The 22,821-nt window shown below is 64.9% G+C and carries 20 protein-coding genes; 13 read left to right on the top strand and 7 right to left on the bottom strand.

What is annotated here, in order from left to right; genetic code table 11:
• Nucleotides 1-89: 89 nt before the first annotated feature.
• Nucleotides 90-965, top strand: coding sequence for a DMP19 family protein (locus AC5RV1_RS11395; RefSeq protein WP_493994594.1), 876 nt, complete (start codon nt 90-92; stop codon nt 963-965).
• Here AC5RV1_RS11395 and AC5RV1_RS11390 read toward each other — a convergent pair.
• On the bottom strand, nt 962-3,856 hold the full coding sequence (locus tag AC5RV1_RS11390) for a glycoside hydrolase family 3 C-terminal domain-containing protein (protein WP_493994593.1): 2,895 nt from the start codon (nt 3,854-3,856) through the stop codon (nt 962-964). The two genes, AC5RV1_RS11395 and AC5RV1_RS11390, sit on opposite strands and share 4 nt — an antisense overlap.
• A 195-nt stretch (nt 3,857-4,051) precedes the next feature.
• Here AC5RV1_RS11390 and AC5RV1_RS11385 point away from each other — a divergent pair, with 195 nt between their 5' ends.
• The 3 genes from AC5RV1_RS11385 (at nt 4,052) to AC5RV1_RS11375 (ending at nt 7,782) form a co-directional block, all read left to right on the top strand.
• The gene (locus AC5RV1_RS11385; RefSeq protein ID WP_493994592.1) at nt 4,052-5,755 is read left to right on the top strand and encodes an extracellular solute-binding protein; all 1,704 of its coding nucleotides are present in this window, start codon (nt 4,052-4,054) and stop codon (nt 5,753-5,755) included.
• Nucleotides 5,756-5,938: 183 nt separating this feature from the next.
• The gene (locus AC5RV1_RS11380; protein ID WP_493994591.1) at nt 5,939-6,832 is read left to right on the top strand and encodes an ABC transporter permease; all 894 of its coding nucleotides are present in this window, start codon (nt 5,939-5,941) and stop codon (nt 6,830-6,832) included.
• Nucleotides 6,829-7,782 (top strand): carbohydrate ABC transporter permease, encoded by a 954-nt coding sequence (locus tag AC5RV1_RS11375; protein ID WP_493947999.1) that lies wholly within the window; start codon nt 6,829-6,831, stop codon nt 7,780-7,782. Before AC5RV1_RS11380 ends, AC5RV1_RS11375 begins: the two co-directional genes overlap by 4 nt.
• Before the next feature lie 32 nt (nt 7,783-7,814).
• Here the strand turns inward: AC5RV1_RS11375 and AC5RV1_RS11370 are convergent, their stop codons facing one another.
• Nucleotides 7,815-8,840 (bottom strand): LacI family DNA-binding transcriptional regulator, encoded by a 1,026-nt coding sequence (locus AC5RV1_RS11370; RefSeq protein ID WP_493994590.1) that lies wholly within the window; start codon nt 8,838-8,840, stop codon nt 7,815-7,817.
• Between the two features lie 24 nt (nt 8,841-8,864).
• On the opposite strand from AC5RV1_RS11370, the gene AC5RV1_RS11365 reads away from it, so the two are divergent.
• Both AC5RV1_RS11365 and yicI read left to right on the top strand, forming a co-directional pair.
• Nucleotides 8,865-10,934 (top strand): beta-galactosidase, encoded by a 2,070-nt coding sequence (locus tag AC5RV1_RS11365; RefSeq protein WP_493994589.1) that lies wholly within the window; start codon nt 8,865-8,867, stop codon nt 10,932-10,934.
• 6 nt (nt 10,935-10,940) lie between these two features.
• Nucleotides 10,941-13,121: an alpha-xylosidase gene (gene yicI / locus AC5RV1_RS11360; RefSeq protein ID WP_493994588.1), complete on the top strand. Its 2,181-nt coding sequence runs from the start codon at nt 10,941-10,943 to the stop codon at nt 13,119-13,121.
• 70 nt (nt 13,122-13,191) lie between these two features.
• Here the strand turns inward: yicI and AC5RV1_RS11355 are convergent, their stop codons facing one another.
• Nucleotides 13,192-13,785 carry a DUF5655 domain-containing protein gene (locus tag AC5RV1_RS11355; RefSeq protein ID WP_493994587.1) on the bottom strand — a complete coding sequence of 198 codons (594 nt, stop codon included), beginning with the start codon at nt 13,783-13,785 and terminating at the stop codon, nt 13,192-13,194.
• 194 nt (nt 13,786-13,979) lie between these two features.
• Here AC5RV1_RS11355 and AC5RV1_RS11350 point away from each other — a divergent pair, with 194 nt between their 5' ends.
• The 3 genes from AC5RV1_RS11350 to AC5RV1_RS11340 all read left to right on the top strand — a co-directional run bounded on the left by AC5RV1_RS11350 (nt 13,980) and on the right by AC5RV1_RS11340 (nt 16,206).
• On the top strand, nt 13,980-14,672 hold the full coding sequence (locus AC5RV1_RS11350) for a protein tyrosine phosphatase (RefSeq protein WP_493994586.1): 693 nt from the start codon (nt 13,980-13,982) through the stop codon (nt 14,670-14,672).
• 222 nt (nt 14,673-14,894) lie between these two features.
• The gene (locus tag AC5RV1_RS11345) at nt 14,895-15,473 is read left to right on the top strand and encodes an RNA polymerase sigma factor (protein ID WP_493947993.1); all 579 of its coding nucleotides are present in this window, start codon (nt 14,895-14,897) and stop codon (nt 15,471-15,473) included.
• Nucleotides 15,466-16,206, top strand: a complete 741-nt coding sequence (locus AC5RV1_RS11340) for a hypothetical protein (RefSeq protein WP_493994585.1) — start codon at nt 15,466-15,468, stop codon at nt 16,204-16,206. The genes AC5RV1_RS11345 and AC5RV1_RS11340 overlap by 8 nt, the downstream gene beginning before the upstream one ends.
• A gap of 36 nt (nt 16,207-16,242) precedes the next feature.
• Here the strand turns inward: AC5RV1_RS11340 and AC5RV1_RS11335 are convergent, their stop codons facing one another.
• A complete protein-coding gene (locus AC5RV1_RS11335; RefSeq protein WP_493994584.1) occupies nt 16,243-16,797 on the bottom strand; it encodes a COG4315 family predicted lipoprotein in 555 nt (184 codons plus the stop codon).
• A 161-nt stretch (nt 16,798-16,958) separates the two neighbouring features.
• On the opposite strand from AC5RV1_RS11335, the gene AC5RV1_RS11330 reads away from it, so the two are divergent.
• Together AC5RV1_RS11330 and AC5RV1_RS11325 are read left to right on the top strand one after the other, a co-directional pair.
• Nucleotides 16,959-17,459 carry a sigma-70 family RNA polymerase sigma factor gene (locus AC5RV1_RS11330; protein ID WP_493994583.1) on the top strand — a complete coding sequence of 167 codons (501 nt, stop codon included), beginning with the start codon at nt 16,959-16,961 and terminating at the stop codon, nt 17,457-17,459.
• Nucleotides 17,456-18,124 carry a zf-HC2 domain-containing protein gene (locus tag AC5RV1_RS11325; RefSeq protein WP_493994582.1) on the top strand — a complete coding sequence of 223 codons (669 nt, stop codon included), beginning with the start codon at nt 17,456-17,458 and terminating at the stop codon, nt 18,122-18,124. Before AC5RV1_RS11330 ends, AC5RV1_RS11325 begins: the two co-directional genes overlap by 4 nt.
• A 67-nt stretch (nt 18,125-18,191) precedes the next feature.
• On the opposite strand, the gene AC5RV1_RS11320 is transcribed toward AC5RV1_RS11325, so the two are convergent.
• Nucleotides 18,192-19,010 carry a DUF1206 domain-containing protein gene (locus tag AC5RV1_RS11320; RefSeq protein WP_493994622.1) on the bottom strand — a complete coding sequence of 273 codons (819 nt, stop codon included), beginning with the start codon at nt 19,008-19,010 and terminating at the stop codon, nt 18,192-18,194.
• A 271-nt stretch (nt 19,011-19,281) separates the two neighbouring features.
• Between AC5RV1_RS11320 and AC5RV1_RS11315 the strand changes: the two genes are divergently transcribed.
• Nucleotides 19,282-20,862 carry a hypothetical protein gene (locus AC5RV1_RS11315; RefSeq protein WP_493994581.1) on the top strand — a complete coding sequence of 527 codons (1,581 nt, stop codon included), beginning with the start codon at nt 19,282-19,284 and terminating at the stop codon, nt 20,860-20,862.
• Nucleotides 20,863-20,929: 67 nt separating this feature from the next.
• Complete coding sequence (locus AC5RV1_RS11310; protein ID WP_493994580.1) at nt 20,930-21,376, top strand: hypothetical protein; 447 nt, start codon at nt 20,930-20,932, stop codon at nt 21,374-21,376.
• Nucleotides 21,377-21,414: 38 nt separating this feature from the next.
• Here the strand turns inward: AC5RV1_RS11310 and trmB are convergent, their stop codons facing one another.
• Together trmB and AC5RV1_RS11300 are read right to left on the bottom strand one after the other, a co-directional pair.
• Nucleotides 21,415-22,338: a tRNA (guanosine(46)-N7)-methyltransferase TrmB gene (trmB, locus tag AC5RV1_RS11305; protein ID WP_493947985.1), complete on the bottom strand. Its 924-nt coding sequence runs from the start codon at nt 22,336-22,338 to the stop codon at nt 21,415-21,417.
• A 34-nt stretch (nt 22,339-22,372) separates the two neighbouring features.
• Nucleotides 22,373-22,786, bottom strand: a complete 414-nt coding sequence (locus AC5RV1_RS11300) for a hypothetical protein (RefSeq protein ID WP_493994579.1) — start codon at nt 22,784-22,786, stop codon at nt 22,373-22,375.
• Nucleotides 22,787-22,821 lie beyond the last annotated feature (35 nt).

Genomic DNA, 22,821 nt, shown 5'->3' with positions numbered 1-22,821 from the left:
CGTTCACTTCCCCCTCACGCCTCGAAGGAACGGCGCACGTAGCGTGAAAAGCGTACGAGCACCACCCGCTAACAGCAGTGAGGATTGCCATGATCACCAGCCAGCAGCCCGTCGTCCTGACCAGCAGCAGCATCGAATCCAGCGACGAGGACGTCGTGGAGGCCAACGTCAGCATTGTGGACGCCATGCACTCGGCCCTGCTGCGCACCGAAGAGATGTCACCGGTAGCGCTCCGCGGCTACTACGTCGACTTCTACCTCACCCAGGCGCTGGAGGGTGGCTTCGCGCAGTACGTTTTCACCGCCGTCGACCGGGCCGAAACGGACACGCTGATCCGCGAAGGCATGGCAGGGATGGGTGCGGCAGCCCACCTTGACCTGTTCAACCGTACGGTTGCGGTTTACGACAACCTGTCCGAGGACGATGAAGAGCAGTACCTCGACGGAGGCCTGGATGAGTCAGGGGAAACGCCCGACGGCGTCCTCCGGATGGAAGAGCTCGACGGCGAGTTTGAGGAGCTGCTGGAGCGGGAGAACATCACTTCCCTCAACGCCGACTGGCTGCGGGGCCAGGCCGACCTTCTGGTGCTGGACGACGAGGAAGTCGGCGCCCACATTGAGCGGCTTGTGGCGCAGATCCCTGACCTGCCGAAGCGCCAGGCGCAGGCTGACGCCGAGGCCCTGGAAGGCGCCCCGGACTTCGAGATCGTCATCCGCGAGCTCTGCAGCATTGCAGGGTATGAACTGGTCAAGATCACCATGGGCGACCCCAACTATGTCCATGGCGGCGGGAAGACCCTGGCCTGGCACTTCTCCACCGACCACGGCGACTTCCTGATGGTCGAGGAGGAGGACGAGGCTTTTATGATCAACCCCGAGACACAGGAAATCGTCGCAGCGGTGGAGTTCGAGGAAGCGGGCTTTGATGAAGCAGACGCCGAGATGGTGGGCGCGTCCAGGCGCTAGCGCAGCTGTAACCGGCTGATAGTGACGGCGCCTTCCAATACCAATCGGAAGGTACGTGCTTCATCGAACGGTGAAGTGCCGGAAGCCAGCGGAACCCGAAGCTCGCCGCTGAAACCGGGCGAGATGCGGGCGGTGCCAATCGTGTTCCAGGTGTCGGCAGGTCCCGGCACCTGGACACGGAGCACGCAGCCGGTGCCCGATGTGGCCGGGCTGCAGGACACGACGTCAGCCAGCACAACGTTCTCCCTTTGCGGCTCCGCTGCACTCCAGAAGCGGTAGGTCGCCCAGGCGGGGCGGACGGCGTCGGCAGGGGTAATGGCAGTGCCCGCCAACCGGGTCTCGGGAACCAAGGCAACGTTTCCGCAGGAGTCGAAGTTTTCCGAACGGAACCAACGGCCGGCGCTGCGGCTGCGGCCGGGTGCTCCTGGCACTGCCAGCGGCACTGCCAGGGGAAGGGTCTCTGCCGAGGAACCCACCAGCAGCTGGTAGGCGCCGGGCTCCACCAGCATCCGCTCCTCCACCACGCTGTAGGTTGCCAGGCGGTCCAGCGGAACAACGATTGTGGCCGTTGCTGTTCCGCCGGCCGGCACCTCCACCCGCTGATGGCCCACCAGAAGGCGGCGCGGGAATTCGAAACGGTGGCCGGGGGCGGACGCGTAGACCTGCACCAGCTCGAAAGCCGGGCGGCTACCCTCGTTGCGCAGTTCCACCGTTAGTTCGGCTACGTCTGAGCTGGTGGTTCCTCCGCCAGGCATCTCGCGGAGGGCCACCGACCCGTACTGCACATCGCCGTACGTCAGGCCGTGGCCCAGCGGGAACTGGGGCTCGGCACCGCTGTACAGGTATGTGGAGCGTGAGCTGATGATGTCGTAGTCCAGGATGTCCGGCAGGTCTGCATCCCGGGCAAACCAGGTCTGCGCCAGGCGTCCGGTCGGTTCGGCGTCGCCACTGAGGACATCGGCCACACCGCTGCCCAGTTCCTGCCCGCCATGGCTGCTCCAGACGATGGCGGGAGTGTCAGCCAGCGCGCCCAGGGCGTAGGGGTAGGAGGACACCATCAGGAGTACTGTCCGCGGGTTCGCCTCAAGCACAACACGGACAAGTTCCTGCTCGGCCAGCGGCAGTTCCAGCGTGCTGCGGTCCAGCGTTTCCCTGCCGCCGAGGTGGGGATCATTACCGACAACCACCACGGCGGTATGGGCTTTGGCTGCGGCTTGCCGGGCGGCCTCGTGTCCGGACTTGAGTGTCCGGAGCACAAACCGTTCAGCCGTGGCGGCCTCCGGAACCAAGGCGGCGCTGTTCGTTCCTGACTCAATCCGAAGCCACTTTCCGGTCCCGACATGCTGCAGGGCGGCTGTGCCGTCAGCAGCGCGGTCCAGCCGGAAGGTCTCCTGCACCACCCAGCCACCAACCCGGTCTGCCTCCGCCCGAAGGTAACCGTCACCCGTGTCCGTCACGAATTTGCCGGTCAGCATCGACTGGAAGGTTACCTCCCCGGCACCCCAGTCCTTCACGGTGAACGATTCCGCCAGGCCGGGTGCGGTGGCGGCGGCGGTGAGGACCTCGCCCGGGCCGCCACCCAGGTACCCGCCCGTCCTGACGCTTCGCAGGGCAACGACGTCGGCACCTTCTTCGGCAACGACGCCGGTCCCGTCCGTTCCGCCGTAGCGGCGGGAAAGTCCTTCAGCGATGCTGACGGCGTCCTGCAGGGTTCCGCTGTACCAATCACTGAGGACGCGCGATCCGAGGCTTCCGATGACGGCGATGGTGCCGGGTGCGTCGCCCAGGGGAAGGATGCCGGCGTCGGCATCGTTGCGCAGCAGCACCACGGACTTTGCAGCCGCTTCCCGTGCCAGCTGCACGTGCGCCGCCGCGCCGACTTCTTCCGGTCCGATCGAGGCGTAGGGGTGGTGTGCAAATTCACCAGTCCTGGCCCTGAGGGTGAGGAGCCGCAGGACAGCCCGGTCCACGTCAGACTCGCTGATCAGCCCCTGCTCAAGCGCCTCAGTAAGGTAGGCGATGGACGGTGCGGGGTTATCGCCGTCGTCCGTGAAGCTGTCCACCCCGGCCTTTAGCGCGGCTGCGTAAGCTGCCGGGCCGCCGTCGAAATACTTCTCGGCACGGAAGAGCGAACCGGGAGCGCCGGCGTCCGTGACGATGGCCAGGGTGTCCCCGTTCCGCCATTGCCGCAGCTGTGACTGCACCAGGTCCGACACGTGGGCCGGCCTGCCATTGACCAGGTTGTAGGACAGCATTACCGCCCCGGCTACCCCCTCTTCGATGGGGGAGCGGTAAGCGGGGAGCTCATATTCATGAAGCACCCGCGGGCTGAGGTTGCTGGAGGTGACGTTCCTGTCGAACTCGTTGTTGTAACCGAGGAAGTGCTTGAGCGTGGGAACCGTCAGCCACGTGTGCGGGTCCTTGCCCTTCAGCCCCCGGCAATAGGCACCGGCCAGCTCCGCCGTCAGGTGCGGGTCCTCAGAAAAGCCCTCCTCGTTCCGCCCCCACAATGGATGCCGGAGCGGATTCACCACCGGCGCCCACACGTTCAGGCCCACGGAGGAATTTTCCGCCTTCTTGCCGCGAAGCTCGCGGCCCGTGGCCTCGCCGAGCCGTTCAATCAGGTCAGCATCCCAGGTGGCGGCCATGCCCACGGGCTGGGGAAAGACGGTTGCCGGGCCCAGCCAGGCAACTCCGTGCGCAGCCTCTGCACCGGTATGGAAAGACGCCAGTCCCAGCTCCGGGACAGCCGGGGCGTGCTGGTGCAGCATGGCCACCTTCTGCTCCAGGGACAAGCTGGCCAGGATCCGGGCGGGCAGGCCGGCGGCCTCCTCTAGGCCGGGCCCTGAGGCATCAACGTTGAGGGTGGCAGGCAGAGCGGAATGCGGCACTGGAGTCCAATCGGCTGGTTATCGAATCGCTTATACGAAGCAGGCGAGACCCAGTGTTGCACTCCAGGATGTGAGGCGCAACACATTTCGGCCTTGCGGGATTTGCTGCGAGTGCCCTACGCTAATCGAAGTCGAACCGATTCGATGAATCCGTTGAATCCTCCCGTCATTGACTTAACACGAAGGAGTGCTGTCATGCGCAGTTCCACCACAGGCCCCGGGAGGGGCAAGCCCCGAAAAACCGCCGCCGGACTGCTGGACGAAGCATCATCCGCAGGCGTGAACCGCCGGTCCTTCCTCGGAATCCTCAGCGGCGCCGTGTTCCTGGCCGCGGCGCCGGCCGCGCTCTCTGCTTGTTCCGCAGGTACCGCAGCACCCCAGGCCACTAACTCGGGAGGACTGGCGGAAGCGGTAGCCAAGCTGGTTCCTGCCTACAAGCCACTCGAGCTGGTGAAGCCCGACATCCCCTCCACCAACGGCTCCACCCCCGGCTTCACCAGCATCCCTTCCTCCCTGGTCAAGTCCGTCGCCACGACACCGGGAAGCGGCGGAACCTACACGGCCATGACGCCGGCCTGGTGGGCCGTCCCGCCTGCCTTGCCGCAGAACAGCTACTACCAGGCTGTCAACGAAAAGCTTGGCGCCACCATCAACTTCCAGGCCAATGACGGCAACGCCTACGCGGACAAGGTCCAGACAGTCCTGGCCTCGCCCAAGGACGTGCCGGACTGGATGGTTATCCCGAGCTGGAACCTCCCGCCGCGCTTTGGGCAGGCCGCCGCGGGTGTGTTCCAGGATCTTTCGGAGTTCATCGCCGGGGACAAGGTCAACAAGTATCCCAACCTGGCAAACATCCCTACTGCCGCCTGGAAGATGGGCTGCTTCGAAGGCGGCCTTTACGGGCTCCCATATCCCGGCGCGCTGATCTCGGACGCCATCTTCTACCGGGCGGACCTCTTCGAGGAACTCGGAGTGGAACCGCCGAAGTCCGCCGACGGATACCGCAAGCTCGCCAAGGAGCTGACGGACGAGTCCAAGAACCGCTGGGGATCCGAAGACGTCTGGAACGGCGCCCAGATCATGCACGGCGTGGTACCCAAGTGGAAGATGGTGGACGGCAAGCTCCAGAACAAGGTCGAAACGGACGAATACCGGGCCGCCCTGGAGTGGACCGCCCAGCTGTTCGCCGATGGTTCCGTCCACCCCGACGCCGTGGCAGGCAACTCCCAGCAGTCCAAGCAGCGTTTCGAGTCCGGGGCCTCCCTCATGGCGTCTGACGGCACGGGCTCCTGGCATGAGGCCCTGGCCCGTGTCCTGCCCTCCAACCCGAAGTTCAACATGCAGCCCATGGACTATTTCGCTCCCGACGGCGGGAAGCCCACCCTCTTCCGCGCCCAGCCTGCCGCCATCTTCAGTTTCATCAAGAAGGCAGACCCGGCGAAGGTGGAGGAAATGCTGGCACTGGCCAACTTCATGGCCGCCCCGTTTGGCACAGAGGAGAACGTGCTGATCAACAACGGCGTTGAAGGAGTGCACTTCACCCGTGATGCCCAGGGCATTCCGAAGGCCACCGCCAAGGGGACGGAGGAGGTCACCAGCACCTACGCCTTCCTCGTCAGCCCTCCGATCGTCAACTCCATGGTCCAGTACCCCGGGCTGGTTAAGTCCCAGTCGGATTGGGAAGCACGGCAGGCCCCGAACGTGGTGGAGGACGTGTTCTTCGGCATGCAGATCCAGGAGCCAGCCAAGTTCGGCTCCCTGTCCAAGCCGTTCGATGACCTGGCCAAGGACATCATCCGCGGACGCAAGAGCCTGAAGGACCTCGACAGCGAGCTCGCGTCCTGGAAGAGCAAAGGCGGAGACGAACTCCGGGACTTCTACGCCGGGTTCCTGGCCTAGGACGTGGCACGCATGATCACCGGAATAGAGCACAAGGCTGCCGCGCCATTGCAGGATGGGGCTGGGACACATACCGATGAGGCCCTGGCAGCGGGCACGACGGCTGGGCGTAGTTCCCGTGTCGGCGGGCGGGCTGCTGGAGGTGCCGCCACCGTGCCGCCGCGCGCAAAGGGAAACCTTTGGTTGCGTTTCAAGCGGGACCGCTCCCTGGTATTGATGGCATTGCCTGCGGTCATCCTGCTGGGCGTTTTCGCTTACCTCCCCATGCTGGGCAATGTGGTGGCGTTCCAGGATTACTCACCCTACGTCGGTATTCCTGACAGCCCCTGGGTGGGCACGGACAACTTCGCCAGGGTGCTGGCGGACGCCGACTTCTGGCATGCCGTCAAGAACACCCTGGTGATTACAGCGTTCCAGCTGGTGTTCTTCTTTCCGGTTCCCATCGCCCTGGCCATGCTGTTGAATTCCCTGGTGAATCCCAGGCTGAGGGCGGCAGTTCAGGCCGTGGTGTACCTTCCGCACTTCTTTTCCTGGGTGCTGGTGGTGTCCGTCTTCCAGCAGATCTTCGGCGGAGCCGGACTGCTCAACCAGTCGTTGCGGGCCAACGGCTGGCAAGCGATGGACATCATGACCAACCCGGACACCTTCCTGTTCCTGCTCACCTCGCAGGCAGTCTGGAAGGACGCAGGCTGGGGCATCATCGTCTTCCTCGCTGCCCTGAGCGCCATCGATCCCGCCCAGTACGAAGCGGCGGCGGTGGACGGAGCGGGCCGCTGGAAGCGCATGTGGCACGTCACCCTGCCAGGCCTGCGCAGCGTCATCGTGCTGCTGCTGATCCTGCGGCTGGGGGATTCCCTGACCGTGGGTTTTGAGCAGATGATCCTCCAGCGCGATGCAGTAGGGGCGGAAGCCTCCGAAGTCCTGGACACGTTTGTGTACTACACCGGCGTCCAAAACGGCGACTGGAGCTACGCTGCAGCCGCTGGCCTGATCAAGGGCCTGGTGAGCCTGGCCCTGATCCTGACAGCCAACAAAGTTGCCCACATCTTCGGTGAGAGCGGTGTCTATTCCAAATGAGCACAATAATTAGCAAGGCCGGGCCCTCCACCAGCACCTCCAAACCCTCCAGGCCACCGCGGCTGAAACCCGAGCGCCCCGTCTGGGACGAAGAACCCGGGGCAGCAGCGAAGGCAGGGAAGTTTATTGTCCTGGCCGTCGTCGTCCTGGCTGTCCTGGGGCCGCTGTACACAATCGTCCTGACGAGCATCTCCTCCCAGGCCACCATCACCCAGGCCGGCGGACTGGTCCTGGTCCCCGGAGAAATCTCTTTCGCCGCGTACCAGCAGATCCTCAGTGGAGGTGTGGTCACCCGCGCGGTGCTCGTCAGTGTGGGAGTCACGGCCACCGGAACCGCTCTGAGCATGGTGGTTTCCATCCTCTGCGCATACGGATTGTCCCGGCCGGGGTCCTTTGCGCACACACCCATCCTGTTCACGCTGCTGGTCACCATGTTCTTCAGCGCGGGGATCATTCCCTCCTACCTGCTGGTCTCCGGGCTGGGGCTGATCAACACGTATTGGGCGCTGATCCTGCCCAGCTGCATCTCGGTGTTCAACATCATCATCCTGCGCGGCTTCTTTATGGGGATCGACAGGGGAATCCTGGACAGCGCAAGGATCGACGGTGCCAGTGAATGGCGCACCCTGACCCAGATTGTGCTGCCCATGTCCAAGGCAGTTACCGCCGTGATCGCATTGTTCTACGGCGTTGGCTACTGGAACGCCTTCTTCAACGCCGTCCTCTACATCAACGACAGCGCCATGAACCCGCTGCAGGTGGTGCTCCGGTCCTACGTGCTCCAGGGCGTCTCGGTTCCGGGGCAGGTGGACGTGGGCACCGGAGCCGCTGCGGGCCCTGCCCTGCAGATGGCTGTCATCGTGCTGGCCATGGTGCCCATCCTGATCGTGTACCCCTTTGTGCAAAAACACTTCACCAAGGGCGTGATGATCGGGGCGGTGAAGGGATGAGGGGCCAGTTTGCGCCGGTCCTTCAGCTCACGTCATCGAACCGCAGCGGTGGTTTCGCCAGCCATCAGTGTGGGGGCGATGAGCCTGAGTTCGGCTGGTTTTTCCAGGCTCAGCCGGTCCATCACCATCTCCACCGCGGCACGGCCGATGTCCATCGCGGGGATGGGTACAAAGGTCCAGGGGCGGACCGCAGCCTTTGCTACATCTGCCGGCGCAATCACCGCCACGGAGATTTCCCCGGGGACGGAAAAGCCGTGGACGGCCAGGTTCTCCCGCAGGATCGGCAGCAACCCCTCGTTGTGCACCAGAAGAGCAGTGATGGGCTCGGGGCCGGCGAAGACCTTGTCCAGGGCCCTTGCCAGGTCAGGCGAGTTGGCCTCGCACGCCACTGCCACATGATGAACCTCCAGCGCGCGGCATGCCTCCTCGAATCCACGCAGGGCGCGGTCGGCATACGTAGCGTGGCGGCGGAGGGAAGCCGGCGGAGACCCGATGAACGCAATACCCCGGTGGCCCAGCTCGGCCATGTGGCGTACGGCAGTGCGGGACGCCCCGGCAAAATCAAAGTCGACGCAACTAAGGCCCCGCGGATCATCCGGCATGCCGATCAGCACCGCCGGTTTCTGCAGCCTGGCCAACACCGGAATGCGGGGATCGCGGGCTTCGATGTCCATCATGAGCAGGCCGTCCACCATGGACTGGGACGTCACCCGCTCTATGCTGCCGGCGTCGTCCTGGGTCAGCAGCAGGACGTCCTGGTTGAAGGAGCGGGCAGTGGTCACCACGGCCGTGACGAACTGCATGACCACGCCGACGTTCACGTCAGCGCGCAATGGCACTACAAGGCCCAGGACATTGGACCGGCTGGAGGCCAGCGCGCGGGCACTCGACCGCGGGCTGTACTTCAGGCGGCGCATTGCGGCTTCGACGATATCGCGGGTTTCTTTCGATATGGGACGGTTACCGCTCATCACATAGGACACCGTACTTGTTGAAACTCCGGCTTCTTTGGCCACATCACTGATCGTCGCCGCAGTTGAAGCCTTTCGATTACCCATACCCCCATTTAACCAAGGAATTCGATGCATCTTCGCAGCCACGGGCTGAACACCGTAACCCAGCAGGCAGGGTTGCTGTTCGGCGCCGACTACAACCCCGAGCAATGGCCGGAAGAAAGCTGGCCGGAAGACATCCGCCTGATGCAACAAGCGGGCATTAACCTCGCCACCCTGGGCGTGTTCAGCTGGGCAAGGCTGCAGCCGTCCGAAGGCAGGTGGGACTTTGGTTGGCTGGACCGGATCCTTGCGCTCCTGCACGAAGGCAACATCAACGTTTGCCTTGCAACGCCCACCGCATCGCCGCCGCCGTGGCTGGGACACCGCTTCCCCAGTACGCTTCCCACCGATGCCTCGGGGACTACGCTGTGGTACGGCTCACGCAACCAGTTCTCGCCGTCATCGGCGGTGTACCGCAGCGCTGCGCTGCAGGTTACGGCCGCACTGGCGGAGCGCTACGGCAAGCATCCCGCTGTCGTGATGTGGCACGTGGGCAACGAGCTCGGGCAGGCCAGTTACGACGACGAAACGGCCGGTGCGTTCCGGGGCTGGCTGCTGCGCCGCTATGGTTCCCTGGACAACCTGAATTCCGCCTGGGGCACAACCTTCTGGAGCCAGGGGTACAGCAGCTGGGAGGAGATCCTGCCGCCCCGCACAGCGCCCTACCTGCACAACCCCACCCAGGTCCTGGACTTCAAGCGTTTCACCTCGGATGCGCTGCTCAAGCTTTTCACGGCTGAACGGGATATCATCCGCCAGCACTCTCCCGACGTCCCGGTCACCACAAACCTCATGGGCTTTTTCCGCGGGGCGGACTACTTCAGGTTCGCAGGCGAGACGGACCTGATCGGCAACAACTGGTACACGGACCCGGCCCAACCTCAAACCTGGGAACTCGGCGCGCTCACGCACGATCTCTGCCGCGGCATGGCCGGGGGCCAGCCCTGGCTCCTGATGGAATCAGCGGCGTCGGCCGTCAATTGGCGCCCGCACAACAGCGCCAAGGAACCCGGCGCGCTGCGGGTGGACTCCCTGTCTGCCCTGGCCCGGGGCTCGGACGGAATCTGTTTCTTCCAGTTCCGCCAGTCCGCCTTTGGTGCCGAGCGCTTCCATTCCGCAGTGGTACCCCTGGCGGGGGAGGACACCCGCGTGTTCCGGGAAGTCTCGGCTCTCGGGTCCGAGCTTCAGGATCTCCGGCTCCTGGCAGGCACCCCCTCACCCTCCCGCATTGCCGTGTTGTTCGACTGGGACAGCTGGTGGGCTGCCGAGTCCCCGGACTGCCCCAGCGACAGGTTGGGCGTGCTGGACCAGCTCCAGGCCTACTACCGGCCGTTGCTAAGGCGCGGATTGTCCGTTGAGGTGGTGCATCCCGCTGCCGCCCTGGACCGCTTCGACCTGGTGCTTGTCCCCAGCCTTTTCCTCCTCACAGAAGAACATGCCGCGGCCCTGACCGGCTGGGTGCATGGGGGAGGAACTGCAGTGGTGGGCCCCTTCAGCGGATTGGCCGACAGCAACGGACACCTCCGCCAGGGACGGTTCCCTGCCGTGCTGGCTGAGGTACTTGGGGTTACAGGGGAAGAATGGCGGCCTCTGGCCCGCAGCGTTGGACTTGAATATGCACAGCCATGTCCCATTGGCCCGGAGGCCAACGCAGGAATGCCGGACAACCTCGAAGCCTCCTTCTGGTCGGAGGACCTGCGCCTCCACAGTTCCAGCGCTGCCGCGGTGGCCACCTTCACGTCCGGCCCGCTTGCCGGGAAGCCGGCAGCAGTCCGCAACAGCCACGGCCAAGGGACCGCCTGGTACATCGGCTGCGACCTGCCTCCTGCAGCGCTGGGAAGCATTGTTGGGGCGGCGGTGGCGGAAGCGGGACTGACTGCGCCCGTCGCCGCGGAGCTGCCCGACGACGTCGAGCTCGCCACCCGCGGCGGTTACCACTTCCTGCTGAACCACAGCCCGGAACCCCGGACGGCACGCCTCAAAGAGCAGTCGGTGGACTTGCTCTCCGGGGAAAGCCACGGACCTGAAATCACCCTGGAGCCGTACGGCGCACTGGTCCTCAAGAACAGCTTTGACCATATTGAGAACGGAAACTGAGATCCCATGAAATTCACGGACGGATACTGGCTGTACCGCAAAGGCTTTTCCGCGCTGCACCCCCGCGACGTATCGGACGTAGTGGTGAATGGCGGGACGATGACCGTCTACGCGCCCACCAAACGAATCACCTCCCGCGGCGACGCGCTTAACCTTCCCCAGCTGACGGTCACCTTCGACGCCCCGATGCCGAACGTCATTGGGGTAACCATCGAGCACTTCCAGGGCGGCCTGGACAACGGTCCGCATTTTGAAGTGAACCGGGCAGGATCCGCCGCGGAGTTCAGCCAGGACGGCGGCAGTACCGCAAGCATCACTTCCGGGGCGCTGACGGCACGGGTCAGCACTTCCGGCGACTGGGGAGTCGACTTCTTCGGGAACGGCAGGCTGCTGACAAGCTCCACTCCGCGCAGCGTCGGCGTCATCACGGACGACGGCGGGCGGACCTTTGTGCACGAACAGCTCAGCCTCGGGGTGGGCACCAACGTCTACGGCCTGGGCGAGCGCTTCGGCGCCTTCGTGAAGAACGGCCAGGCGGTGGACATCTGGAACGAGGATGGCGGCACCTCCAGCGACCTCGCGTACAAGAACGTGCCGTTCTTCCTCACCAATGACGGGTACGGCGTGTTCGTCAACCACCCGGAGAAGGTGTCCTTCGAGGTGGGCTCGGAAGTGGTTTCCCGTACGCAGTTCAGCGTGGAAGGCCAGAAGCTGCAGTACTTCATCATCCACGGGCCCACACCCAAGGAGATCATCCGCCGGTACACGGAGCTGACCGGCCGGCCCGCCCGGATCCCGGCGTGGTCCTACGGGCTCTGGCTGTCCACGTCGTTCACCACCGACTACGACGAGAAAACCGTCAACTCCTTCATCGACGGCATGGAAGAGCGGAACCTTCCGCTCTCCGTCTTCCACTTCGACTGCCACTGGATGCGGTCCTTCCATTGGAGCGATTTCGTGTGGGACCCCGCCACGTTCCCGGACCCGGAGGGCATGCTCGCCCGCCTGCACGACCGCGGGCTCAAGGTCTGCGTCTGGATCAACCCGTACATCGCCCAGCGCTCGCACCTGTTCCGGGAAGGCCTGGAACGCGGCTTCCTGGTCAAGCGTCCGGACGGTTCTGTTTGGCAGTGGGACATGTGGCAGGCAGGGATGGGATTGGTGGACTTCACCAACCCCGACGCCGTGCTCTGGTACCAGGACAAACTACGCGGGCTGCTGGGCCAGGGCGTTGATTCATTCAAAACCGATTTCGGCGAGCGCATCCCCACTGATGTGGTGTGGCATGACGGCTCAGATCCGGCCCGGATGCACAACTACTACGCGCAGCTGTACAACAGGACGGTCTTTGACCTGCTCTCCAAGGAGCTGGGTGAGGGCGAAGCGGTGGTCTTTGCACGCTCAGCCACAGCAGGCGGCCAAACCATGCCGGTGCACTGGGGTGGAGACTGCGAGTCCACCTTCGCGGCGATGGCTGAATCGCTGCGCGGCGGATTGTCGCTGGCTGCGTCCGGATTCTCGTTCTGGAGCCATGACATCGGCGGCTTCGAGGGCACGCCTGAACCGGAAATCTTCAAGCGCTGGATCGCGTTCGGGCTGCTGTCCTCGCACTCCAGGCTGCATGGCTCCAACTCCTACCGCGTCCCGTGGCTCGTGGACGAAGAGTCGGTGGACGTCCTTCGGCACTTCACCGAGCAGAAGATGCGGCTGATGCCTTACCTGCAGATGGCGGCCGAAGAAGCGTATGCAGAGGGCATTCCCCTGATGCGCCCGTTGTTTATGGAATTCCCGGAGGACCCGGGCTGCGCACATCTCGACCGGCAATACATGCTGGGCCCCGACCTTCTGGTGGCACCTGTGATGGACCCCTCCGGCACAGTGTCCTTTTACCTGCCCGAAGGGACGTGGACCCATCTGGAAACCGGCGAGCAGCTGGCGGGCCCCCGGTGGCACCGCAAGGAGTACTCGGTCATGGAAGCGGCAACCTGGGTCCGTGAAGGCGCCGTGCTGCCCATCGGTACGGTGTCCGACCGGCCGGACTACGACTGGGCGCAGGACATGCGGTTCCAGGCCTTCGCGGCACAGGACGGCACACGCCGGGTCGCTGTGCCGTCACCGGGCGGGTCCACCACCGTCTTCGAGGTGACGGTTGCAGACGGTGACGTGTCCGCCGTCGTGGTCCCGTAGCTCGTGCTGGGCTGGTCGGCGGGTGCCAAGTAGACGCAGGGCAGCAACCGTCAGCTGTTCTGCATCAGGCTTAGCTGTTCTGCTCCAAGGCCACAACCAGGATGTCCAAAAGTTCATCGTCCACCTGGTCGGCTGAGGTGAGGCGCACCCTGCGGGTGAAAGGGTCATCGGCCCGGGTCTTGACGGTTTCAAGCCGGCCTTCCGCGGAGGCGTCGAGCCGGAGGGTTACGTCAACGGCAGTGTTGGTGGTCCGGGTGACCTGCGCGAACTTCCGCCGGGCACTGTGGAGGGACACGTAACCCTTCCGCATCTGGATCTCCACCCCGCCGGTTGCGGACGCCCATGCCAGGAGGGCGTCCGCAATGGGCCTGAGGTGCGGGTGGTTGGCATACTGACCGTCAATCAGTTCGTCGGCGTCGCGCAGCATAAATTCCGGATAGCCGAACATCTCCCACGACACCGCGTACTGGGCGTACCCAGTAACCCCGAAGCTGTCGCGCATCCAGGTGCGGAGTTCGCCGTCGTTCCGGATGCCCGCGGCACGGGCCTTCCCAACCCAGTAATTGGTGTCTTCGCCGGTCTTCCGCAGAAGGAGGGCTTTGTTGCTGTCCACCATCGACTGCCAGGTGCTGGCTTTCTTCTGGGACTCCGGGATCGCAGGCATGCATCGATCGTAGCGCCGTCCCTAAACCTCGCCGGCTGCTGCCCGCCGGCTGCCGCCGCGATGTTTTCTGACAAACGCCGCAGAAAAAGATCCCGGAGACCCGTAACCTTTCCGCCTGCCCCCGCGATATAGGAGGTGATGGGTCCGCCCGACGGACCTGCATCGAATAAGTTGTCTAGGTTTTGGAGTGTCTAATGTCGTTGTTCACCGTTCTCGCCACCAGCAAAGTCGCCGCCGGAGTACTGGCAGCCGGCACCCTTGCCGTCGGCGGAACCGGCGCCGCTGCCGTTTCCGGCGTCCTCCCCGCCGAAGCACAGCAGACCGCCCACAATCTTTTCGGCGCCCCGGCTCCGCAGCTGGCAGCAGAAGCCGCCACTGACGCGCAGGCAACCGCTGACGCCGCCGCAGAGGCCACTGCCAACGCTTCCGCTGACGCAGAAGCGGAAACCGCAGGAGATGCCGCGGTTTCCGGCGAGAACGTCGCAGCCCAGGCTTCCGTGTCCGCCGCAGCCGGTACGGCAGTTGACGCAGCCGGCGCCGCAGCCCTTGGCCTCTGCACCGCTTTCACCAACGGTGGCCTGAACGCCTCTTCCGAAGGCTTTTCCTCGCTTGCCATCGCAGCGCAGGGTGAAGCGAACATCGAAAGCTTCTGCGCCGACGTCGCAACGCAGGCTGACGCTGCCGCAGAGGCAGGCGCCGCAACCGGTGGTTCCGCCGCTGTTGAGATCGAGCGTCCCGAGGTTCCTGCTGTTCCCGCTGTCCCGGCTGTTCCGGGTGTCGACGGCGAGCCGGCAGTTCCGGCCGTGCCTGCAGTTCCCGAGGTTCCTGCTGCCTCCGTCGACGGTGGCAGCGCAGCTGTGGACGCGCCGTCAGTTTCGGTCCGCTAAGCGGCGTTGGCTAGTGTGTACTGCGGGAAACGGCCCACGGTCCGTTTCCCGCAGTACGGCAGTCCCCGATTTTAGGAACTGCCCTTTCAGGAACACTAACGGCCCTTGGGGAGGCCGGTCCGGAATGAAGCCCGGAATCACCTGCCGAAAGGCAGCGGGAAAGTAAGCGCAGGACCTGCAGACCGCACCGTAAAACCGGGACGGGCCTTGCCTTGCTCCGGGATGGAGGAGCCGCCGGTGCTAGACACTTTGGCCCAAGAAAAGATCGACATATTCGACGACGCAGCCGGAACCGACCCGGCTGCGGTGTTCGGCGTTGCCTACCGGTCCTTCGCGGGACCGGTGCTGGGATACCTCAAGGCACGCGGCGTCGACGATCCCGAAGCGGTAACCCAGGACGTGTTCCTGGCATTCTTCCCGCAGATCAGCAGCCTCACCGGCGGGCTGCAGGGGGCCAAGTCGCTCATCTTCTCCATCGCCCACGCCCGCATGGTGGACCACTACCGACGGCTGGAACGCAGGCCCCAGCTGACTCCTTACGACCCGCTGGAGGACAGCCGGAGCACCCCCTCCGCAGAACACTGCGCGGTGGAGCTCAACGGCGCGGCTGCCGCCCTGCTGGACGGGCTCAGCGACGAACACCAGGAAGTGCTGGCCCTTCGCGTGGTGGCTGACCTGTCCATAGAACAGGTGGCCGGCATCATGGGCAAGAGCGAAGGGGCAATCAAGCAGCTCCAGCGCCGGGCCCTTCAAAATCTCAAGGCACAAACGCTCAAAAGAAACCAGGCAAACCATGAGTGACACTGCAGGATTCCGCGACGGGTCCGTCGACCAGCTGCTGTTGGAGGCAGACCTGGATGGCGACACCCAGCTCCGCCCAGTCCTTCTCGAGCTTCAGGCCCTGGGCTCTGCTGCGCCGGAGCCTTCTGCTGAGCTGCTGGCCCTGATGGCCGGAGCCAACGCGGGGCTTAGTGCCGGCCCGGAAACCGCCGAAGATGCGATCGCTTCAGCTCCCGCTGACGAACTCGCTGCCCGCCGCAGGGCCAAGCGCCGGGTCACCCTCACGGCCTTGTCCGTGGCGGTGTCCCTGAGCGCCGGCAGCGCAGTTGCCGCGGCATCAGACCAGTCCATCCGGGAGTCGTTCACCCAGCTCAACCAGGCTGTCACTTCGTTTATCACGGGGACCGGCGGAGCACCTGCAGACCACCAGGTTGAACAGCCCGCGGCGCCTTCGCCCAACACGCCGGCTGGCGCCGAGCCTGCCGCAACTGCACCGGCCGGCCCAACATCGATACCGGCGGACCCCGCCGCAGCGACGCAACCGACGGTCCCGCCGTCGAATGGTCCGGTTGCGCCGGAGACCGCTGCAAGCCAGCCAACTTCCCCGGGAAAACCCGGGGAAGTCCCCGCTTCAGAGACCCTGCCGGGGGCTGTACCCGAGCATATTGCCGACGGGCTGGGCGGGTCACGGGAAGTGCCGGTGCAGCCCCAGGTTCCACTGCCCGCCACGCTGCCGGCAGTTCCGCTCCCGTGACGCACCGGCACCCGGCCCACCGCCCCCGGAGGGGCATTATTTGGCCGCTGTTTTGATCATTTCGCCGGCCGGATCGGCCAGGTACCAGACGTCGTTGACGCCCTGGCCGAGGATGTCACCGGCCTTGGTGTCCTTGGCGAAGTAGTACAACGGCAGGCCGTTCAGGGTCACCTGCTTGGCACCTTCCGGCGTGGTGATGGTGCCCACGGTCCCGGTTACCCCTTCGACTTTGGGCTCGTCCGAAGTGGTGAGGAGCGGCGGCCACGCGGTCAGGCATCCCCCGGTGCAGGTGCTGGTACCGGAGTCTTTGACATCCTTGGTGTAGTAGTAGACGCTCATCCCCTTGCCATCGACCACAATGTCGCCCAAGCTGGAAGACGCAATCTGGAGGTCGACACCCGCGGCCGTTGCTGTGGACGTTGCGGAGGGCGGAGAAACAGAGGCAGCGGGGGCCGTTGCAGAGGCGTTAGGTGAGCCTCCCGTGACAGCCGGGCTGCTGGCTGCAGGGGTGGAACCGCCGCCGCCGGCGCACCCCGCGAGGGCCCCGGTCAGGGCGAGGATGGTGAGGCCTGTTCCCAGTTGCTTTTTCATAGGTTTGCTCCTTGGTCCGTGCCCGGCGCCGATGCCGGACGCTAACGACTAAGACGCCGCCGGGTGAAGAATGGTTCAAATGAACCAAATTCCGGCTGCGGACGTCGTATCAGCCGGAAGCACACGGTGGCGAACCATGCTGAAGGCCGGGAGGTCCTGATATGCCGCTGGACGAGGACGTTGTTGAGGCCATCTACCGTGAGCACGGCCCGGCCCTCCGGCGCTTTGTGCTCAGCGCCTCCCGGGACCCGCAGCTGGCTGAGGACGTGGTCCAGGAAACCGTGCTCCGTGTCTGGCAGCACGCCCCGGAGGTCACCGGGAGCCTTCGCAGCTATCTTTTCCGGACGGCCAGGAACATCATGATCGACAATTACCGCCGGGCGCAGCGCCGCCCGGCCGAGACCCTGGACGACGGCCTTGCCAATTCCGCCGAGGCAGTGGAACGCGTGGACGAGCTGCTGAACAAGGTGCTGATCGAGGAAGCGCTGCTCCGCCTCAGCTCGGAACACCGGGACGTGCTGGTGGCATTGCACTACCGCCGTTTCACCGTCAATGAGGCAGCGGTGCAGTTGAACGTCCCGAGCGGAACGGTGAAGTCCCGTGCGTACTACGCAGTGCGGGCCTTGCGGACCATCCTGGACGAAATGGGGGTGGAACGGTGAACCCTGCCGAGCTGCACCACTTGCTGGGCGCCTACCTGTTGGGCGGGCTGGACGCCGAGGACCTGAAGATCTTTGCGGCGCACCTTCAGGGTTGCGCGAGATGCCGGGACGAGCTTGGCCGGCTGGAGAAAGTGCCTGCGTTACTGGACGCCCTCCCGGTGCCGGACGCCGTTGCGCTCACCGTGGTGCCGGCAGGACCGGGCGCGCCACCCGCTCGGACAGCCGGGGCCCCGGTGCCCCTCCTTTCGGAACTGTCCCGCCGGCGTCGTAAGGTACGACGGCGGTGGGCGGCCCTGGTGGGAGCGGTCGCCGCAGCATGCCTCGCCGTCGGTTTGGCCGTGGGCCCGGTCCTGAACCGGCCGGCGCAACCGGACGCGAGCTACTCCGTGCAGTCCGGAGATGGCCTGCAGTTCAGCATCGACCTGGCCCGGAAGACCTGGGGAACCGAGTTGGCGGTGAACGGCAGCAGCCTCCCTTCCGACGGGACATTGTCGCTGTGGGTCCGGGACCGGGCCGGCGGCGAAGACCGCGCGTGCGCTTGGACGGCCACGCCGAGCGGCAGGGTCAGGGTCACCGGAGCAACACCCATCCAGCTGGCGAGCATTTCGAGTGTGGAACTGCGCGACGGTACCCAGCAGGCCGTCGCGGTAATTACCGTCCCATAGGGTCCGGCACAAACCCGGGCGCTCCAACCCCAGCCACACCGGCAACTTCAACAGCCGCGGCCACCGGCTATCGGGTCATCTTCGCGAGGCGTGCCCGGACGATCATGTAGGCGCCGTAGCAGATGAGCCCGGCGCCCACAGCCGCCAGGAGGTACACCCCTAAGGGCTGGTCGCGGAGTGCCCGAAGTCCGCCGTCCAGGCCGGTGGATTCCTCAGGGTGCGCCTGCAGGGTGGCTATGGCGATGAGCAGCCCGGTCAGCAACAGCACAATGCCCTTCGCCACGTATCCTGTTACGCCCAGCACGGTGACGGCGGTCCGTGCGGTGGGGGACGAGGGCATTGCCAGATGCTTTTCAAACGATTTCCGAAGGCCGCGGATGCCGTACACCACGCCGGTTACGGCAATGCCCACGCCCAGCAGGACCAGCAGCGCTACGCCGCCCGGCGCCTTCATCACGGACGCGGTAAGGTCGCTTGCCGCCTGCTGGTTGTCCCCGCCCGCACCGGTTCCCATGGCGAAGGACATCAGTGTCAGGGCAAGCCCGGCGAAAACCACTGCCTGCGCCGCTGCCTTGGCCTTCTTTCCGGCCTTCTCCTTTGTGGGCAACTGGTTGTAGTCAAAAATGGCATCGCTGGTCTGCCACAGTGCGAGGGCAGCGCAGGCGGTGAAGCTGGCCCACAACAGGAAGGGCCCGGCAGGCTGGGTGGCGAGTTCGGCCACGGCACCGCTGAAGTCGGCGTTGCCCGTACCGCCCATGGCCAGCCGGATTGCGATAGCACCTACCAGGAGATGCAGGATTCCGCTCGCTGCAAACCCCGCCCTCGCCATCATCTCCAGGGTGTGGGAGTTGGTGACGTTCTCTGCCGCATCTGCGGCCTGTCGCAGTTCTTTTTTGATGGCTGTTCCCTTTGTACAGGCGCGGATGCCCGGATGGTGCGTACCCCCGCGTAAGGGCAATCGTGCCACGCGCTGACGGTCCGGGCCAGTGATCCCCTCGGACGATGTGGATTAGGTGGCGGATCGTGCGGCTCCAGGATGAGGTGCCAGTGCCGCCGCTGCCGGATGGGGAGGGATGCCCATCGCCGAATTTCCCGCCGCCGTGGAACTATATGGTCAGCGACCGAACATCGGCGCGAACTTCTCCGGGGGACGAACCATGACTTTTTACGGCGCTGATGTCAGCCAGTTGCGGGCTCTGGCGAAGGCGGCTGACCAGGCTGCCTTACTGTTGAGCACCCGGGCGAGTTCGCTGCATAGCCAGATCCAGGCGGCTCCCTGGAAGGGCACAGACGGCGAACGTTTCCGTCAGGAGTGGAGCGGAAGCCACCGCCCCGGGCTGGAGAAGGTTGTGTCCAGCCTGCGTGAGAACTCCAGGATTTTGCTGCAGCACGCAGAGGAGCAGGAGAAGTCCTCCTCGTCCTCATCGGCCGGTGCCGGCACCGGCGTCTGGGACCGGGTTAAATCGTTTGCCGGGCAGGCCCAAGACTGGCTGAAGGACCAGGCCGCTGCCGCCGCGGCCGCGGCCGGGCACCGCCGGGAGCTGGAAGCCGGCCTGGAACGGATGCTGGACGCCAGCCCGGAAGAACAGGCCGCGTGGTGGGACAGCCTCTCTGCAGCCGACCGGAAATACCTCATCGAGGGCGAAGGCGGCGACGGTCCGTTCGCCGAGGACCTCATGCGAATGGACGGCGGCATCCCCAAGTCCGCGCAGGAGCAGGCCAAGGAACATCTCCAGGACCTCGCCAGGGCGGACATTCCCGTCTACTCCGAGGCAGGCAAGGCATCGATTGAGGCCCGGGTGGCCTGGGTGCACGGCGGCGCCGAAGTGGGCACCGAAGTGGTGGAGAATGCCGATGGCACCGCCACCATGATGGTGTACGGAAACATGGGGCTGGGCGTCAACGACACCACCGGAACCGCCGGCGTGACCCTTAACGGGCAGGTGTCCCGCGAATACTCCTTCGGCAGCGTGGAAGAAGCCATGGCAGCCCGCGAGCAGATGTACCGGGACCTGCCGCCGGACAGCGTGGGTGAGATCAAGGATGTGGCCGGCAATCCGACCGGTTACATCCTGGACACCATCAACAAAGCCGCCGGTGACAACGGCTCCACCGGACAGACGGACAAGGCCAAGGGAACGCTGTCGCTCGAGGCCGAGGGGGAGACTGGAGCCGCATCAGGTTCGGCCAGGCTGGACCTGGCCTACGAGCGGAACCTGACCGACGGCACCTCAACAGCCAACGGCGAGGTTTCCGCCCAAGGCAAGCTCAACCTGGACGGCCGCGTTTTCGAGGCTTCCGGCAAGGGCGGACTGCAGGTGAACATGGACAAACACAGCAGCATCGAATCCGTGTCAGTCTCCATGGATGGAACGGTGGCGCATGGATTCACTGCGGGTTCGGACGTCAAGGCCGCCAAGCTCGAGTCCTCAGTCACCGTGGGAACCCGGGGTACTGTCAAGATCGATGTGGATTATTCACCGGAGAACAAGCCACTGATCGACAGCTACTTGCGGCATGTCGCGCTCGGAAACGAATACGGCGCAGCACGCGATGCCGCCAGGCTGTATGAAGCCGGTTCTGCCACTGTCCAGGTCAACAATGTGGTGACGGCGTCCAATGAGGCCGGGCTTGACGTGAAGGCGGGCGAGGTGGAGGTCAGAACAGAGAGCCAGGCCACTACAAACGTCTCCACGTACTACAAAGTCCCCAACGACGCCAGGCTTGAGCGGCTGTAATCGCGCCGGCCAACATCCGGCCCCGCACCCAGCCCAGCTACGACACACCCGCTGAAGGAGCAAGAGAATGTCAGTCCACATCGAATCCGCGCTGGGGTTCACAGCAGACTTTCCCGAGCACACCCAGGTCCTGGAAGACTCCACGGCCGGCCCCAACACTGAACAGTACGGATTGCTCGGTGGGGTCCTTGTCACCGTCATCAAGGACGACACCTCCGTGCATGGCGCCGCGCAGGCCAACGGCTGGTCGCACCTGATGTCCGGTTACTACCTGGAGGAGAAGGCAGGCAGCCTTCTCACCGAAGGCGGGTTGAACCTGCCCGGCAAGTCCGCATACGCGGTGGTAGTGGGCTACGACGACGCCGAGGGGGCGGGGAAAGTGGCGGCGACCGTGGGCGTCTGGGAACGCGGGCGGTTCATCGGCCTGGTGGTCATCTGGCCCTACGCCGGCCCTGACGTGGAGCCGAGGCTCAGCATGCTCAGGGAGATTGTTGCCTCCATCAGCGTGGGCTGATGATGCCCGGGCGGCGGCCGGGTGTGCACTCGCTGGAACTAACGGCGGCGGTAGCAGAGATCAAAAATGAGCCGCCCGGCCTCGTGGGCCTTGCCTTCAAAGCTGGTCCGGATCCTTCCCTCGAACCTGGGAGCCCAGCCGCCCGTTTCGTCCACACCCTCGTTGGGGCCGGTGTGTTCCGTGCTGACCGGGGCACGGCCTTCACGGACGGGGGCCCCGCCCACCACTGATTCCACGCCGGACTGCCACACCTGGGTCAGCGGACTCTCCGGTCCGCGGCGCTCGCCTGTGTGCAGGTTCTCAAAGTCCTCCGAATCCGCCAGGACATCGCGGACATGTACCGCATAGTTGGACCAGTCAGTGGCAATGCGCCACAGCCCGCCCTTCTTCAGGGCACGGGCAGCAAGGTCCGCGAATTCGGGTTGGATGAGGCGCCGTTTGTGGTGGCGGGATTTGTGCCAGGGATCGGGAAAGAAGACCCACAATTCACTGACGGAACCCTCCGGGAGCATGGTGGCCAGCACCTCGGGCGCGTTGGCCTCGACAACCCGGACATTGCTCAGCCCCCGGCTGTTGATCTTGATGATGGTGTTGGCCAGCCCGGGAGTGTAGACCTCCACAGCGAGGAAGTCGGTGTCCGGGTTCTGCTCAGCGGCGTGGCAAATAGCGTCACCCAGGCCCGAGCCGATCTCGACAATGAGGGGTGCCTTACGGCCGAATTCCGCCTCCGCGTCGAAGGTGTAGTCCGGGTGGACCGACGTGTTGGCCACGTGCCGGGGGACGTTCACGGCCCACCGCTCGGCATGGAGTTCCCAGGCTGCCTGCCGGCGCCCCTGCAGGCGTGTGCCGCGGCGAACAAAGCTGACAGGCCGGCCACCGTAGGTGCCGTAGGAGGCTTGGGTTCCGGGGGTCACCGGCCGCGGGACATGCTGCGGCTGGGGGGTTTCTGGGGATTCACTCATCCCTTCCAGAATACCGGCGGCCGGAGAGCCCTCATTATGGATTCCCCAATTGATCCAATGCAGGCCCCAAAGCCAGTACGAGGACCAATCCCGCGAGGCATAAAGCGAGTGCCGCCGATGACCGGTCCGGCGAAGTATCCGGGGAGTTCTTGAGGACGGAAATTGCCAACACCAGGGAGGGCAAAGCAAACAGGAGGGGAAGGCTGAAGAACACCAATGGTGCCACCCAGGGCATCTCGGATGGCCCGGTGGAAGGGTAAGTGGCAAGCATGGCAAACATCGCCAAAGGAGCAGTAACGATCATGCTGACAAGGGCAAGGACTGCCAATAACACACTGGCTGTTGCTCTGCGCCCATAACGGGGTTCCTGGGCTTCTTCTGCAACGGGTGCTTCGGGTTGGGTTGGCTCCTTTGCCGGTTGGGGCTCATCTGGCGGCGCAATGCCCATTAGTCTCCTCCGGAGCCGGGCAGTTGGGTGCTGTT

The sequence above is a fragment of the Arthrobacter sp. Hb9-2 genome (assembly GCF_059091165.1).
This window is presented reverse-complemented; position numbering and strand designations above follow the sequence as displayed.

Coding starts and splice junctions, on each gene's coding strand:
- yicI (WP_493994588.1), top strand. CDS start 10,941: ATGAAATTCACGGACGGATACTGGCTGTACCGCAAAGGCTTTTCCGCG.
- AC5RV1_RS11340 (WP_493994585.1), top strand. CDS start 15,466: ATGAGTGACACTGCAGGATTCCGCGACGGGTCCGTCGACCAGCTGCTG.
- AC5RV1_RS11370 (WP_493994590.1), bottom strand. CDS start 8,840: ATGGGTAATCGAAAGGCTTCAACTGCGGCGACGATCAGTGATGTGGCC.
- AC5RV1_RS11350 (WP_493994586.1), top strand. CDS start 13,980: ATGTCGTTGTTCACCGTTCTCGCCACCAGCAAAGTCGCCGCCGGAGTA.
- AC5RV1_RS11300 (WP_493994579.1), bottom strand. CDS start 22,786: ATGGGCATTGCGCCGCCAGATGAGCCCCAACCGGCAAAGGAGCCAACC.
- AC5RV1_RS11330 (WP_493994583.1), top strand. CDS start 16,959: ATGCCGCTGGACGAGGACGTTGTTGAGGCCATCTACCGTGAGCACGGC.
- AC5RV1_RS11345 (WP_493947993.1), top strand. CDS start 14,895: ATGGAGGAGCCGCCGGTGCTAGACACTTTGGCCCAAGAAAAGATCGAC.
- AC5RV1_RS11315 (WP_493994581.1), top strand. CDS start 19,282: ATGACTTTTTACGGCGCTGATGTCAGCCAGTTGCGGGCTCTGGCGAAG.
- AC5RV1_RS11335 (WP_493994584.1), bottom strand. CDS start 16,797: ATGAAAAAGCAACTGGGAACAGGCCTCACCATCCTCGCCCTGACCGGG.
- AC5RV1_RS11395 (WP_493994594.1), top strand. CDS start 90: ATGATCACCAGCCAGCAGCCCGTCGTCCTGACCAGCAGCAGCATCGAA.
- AC5RV1_RS11385 (WP_493994592.1), top strand. CDS start 4,052: ATGCGCAGTTCCACCACAGGCCCCGGGAGGGGCAAGCCCCGAAAAACC.
- trmB (WP_493947985.1), bottom strand. CDS start 22,338: ATGAGTGAATCCCCAGAAACCCCCCAGCCGCAGCATGTCCCGCGGCCG.
- AC5RV1_RS11355 (WP_493994587.1), bottom strand. CDS start 13,785: ATGCCTGCGATCCCGGAGTCCCAGAAGAAAGCCAGCACCTGGCAGTCG.
- AC5RV1_RS11310 (WP_493994580.1), top strand. CDS start 20,930: ATGTCAGTCCACATCGAATCCGCGCTGGGGTTCACAGCAGACTTTCCC.
- AC5RV1_RS11375 (WP_493947999.1), top strand. CDS start 6,829: ATGAGCACAATAATTAGCAAGGCCGGGCCCTCCACCAGCACCTCCAAA.
- AC5RV1_RS11365 (WP_493994589.1), top strand. CDS start 8,865: ATGCATCTTCGCAGCCACGGGCTGAACACCGTAACCCAGCAGGCAGGG.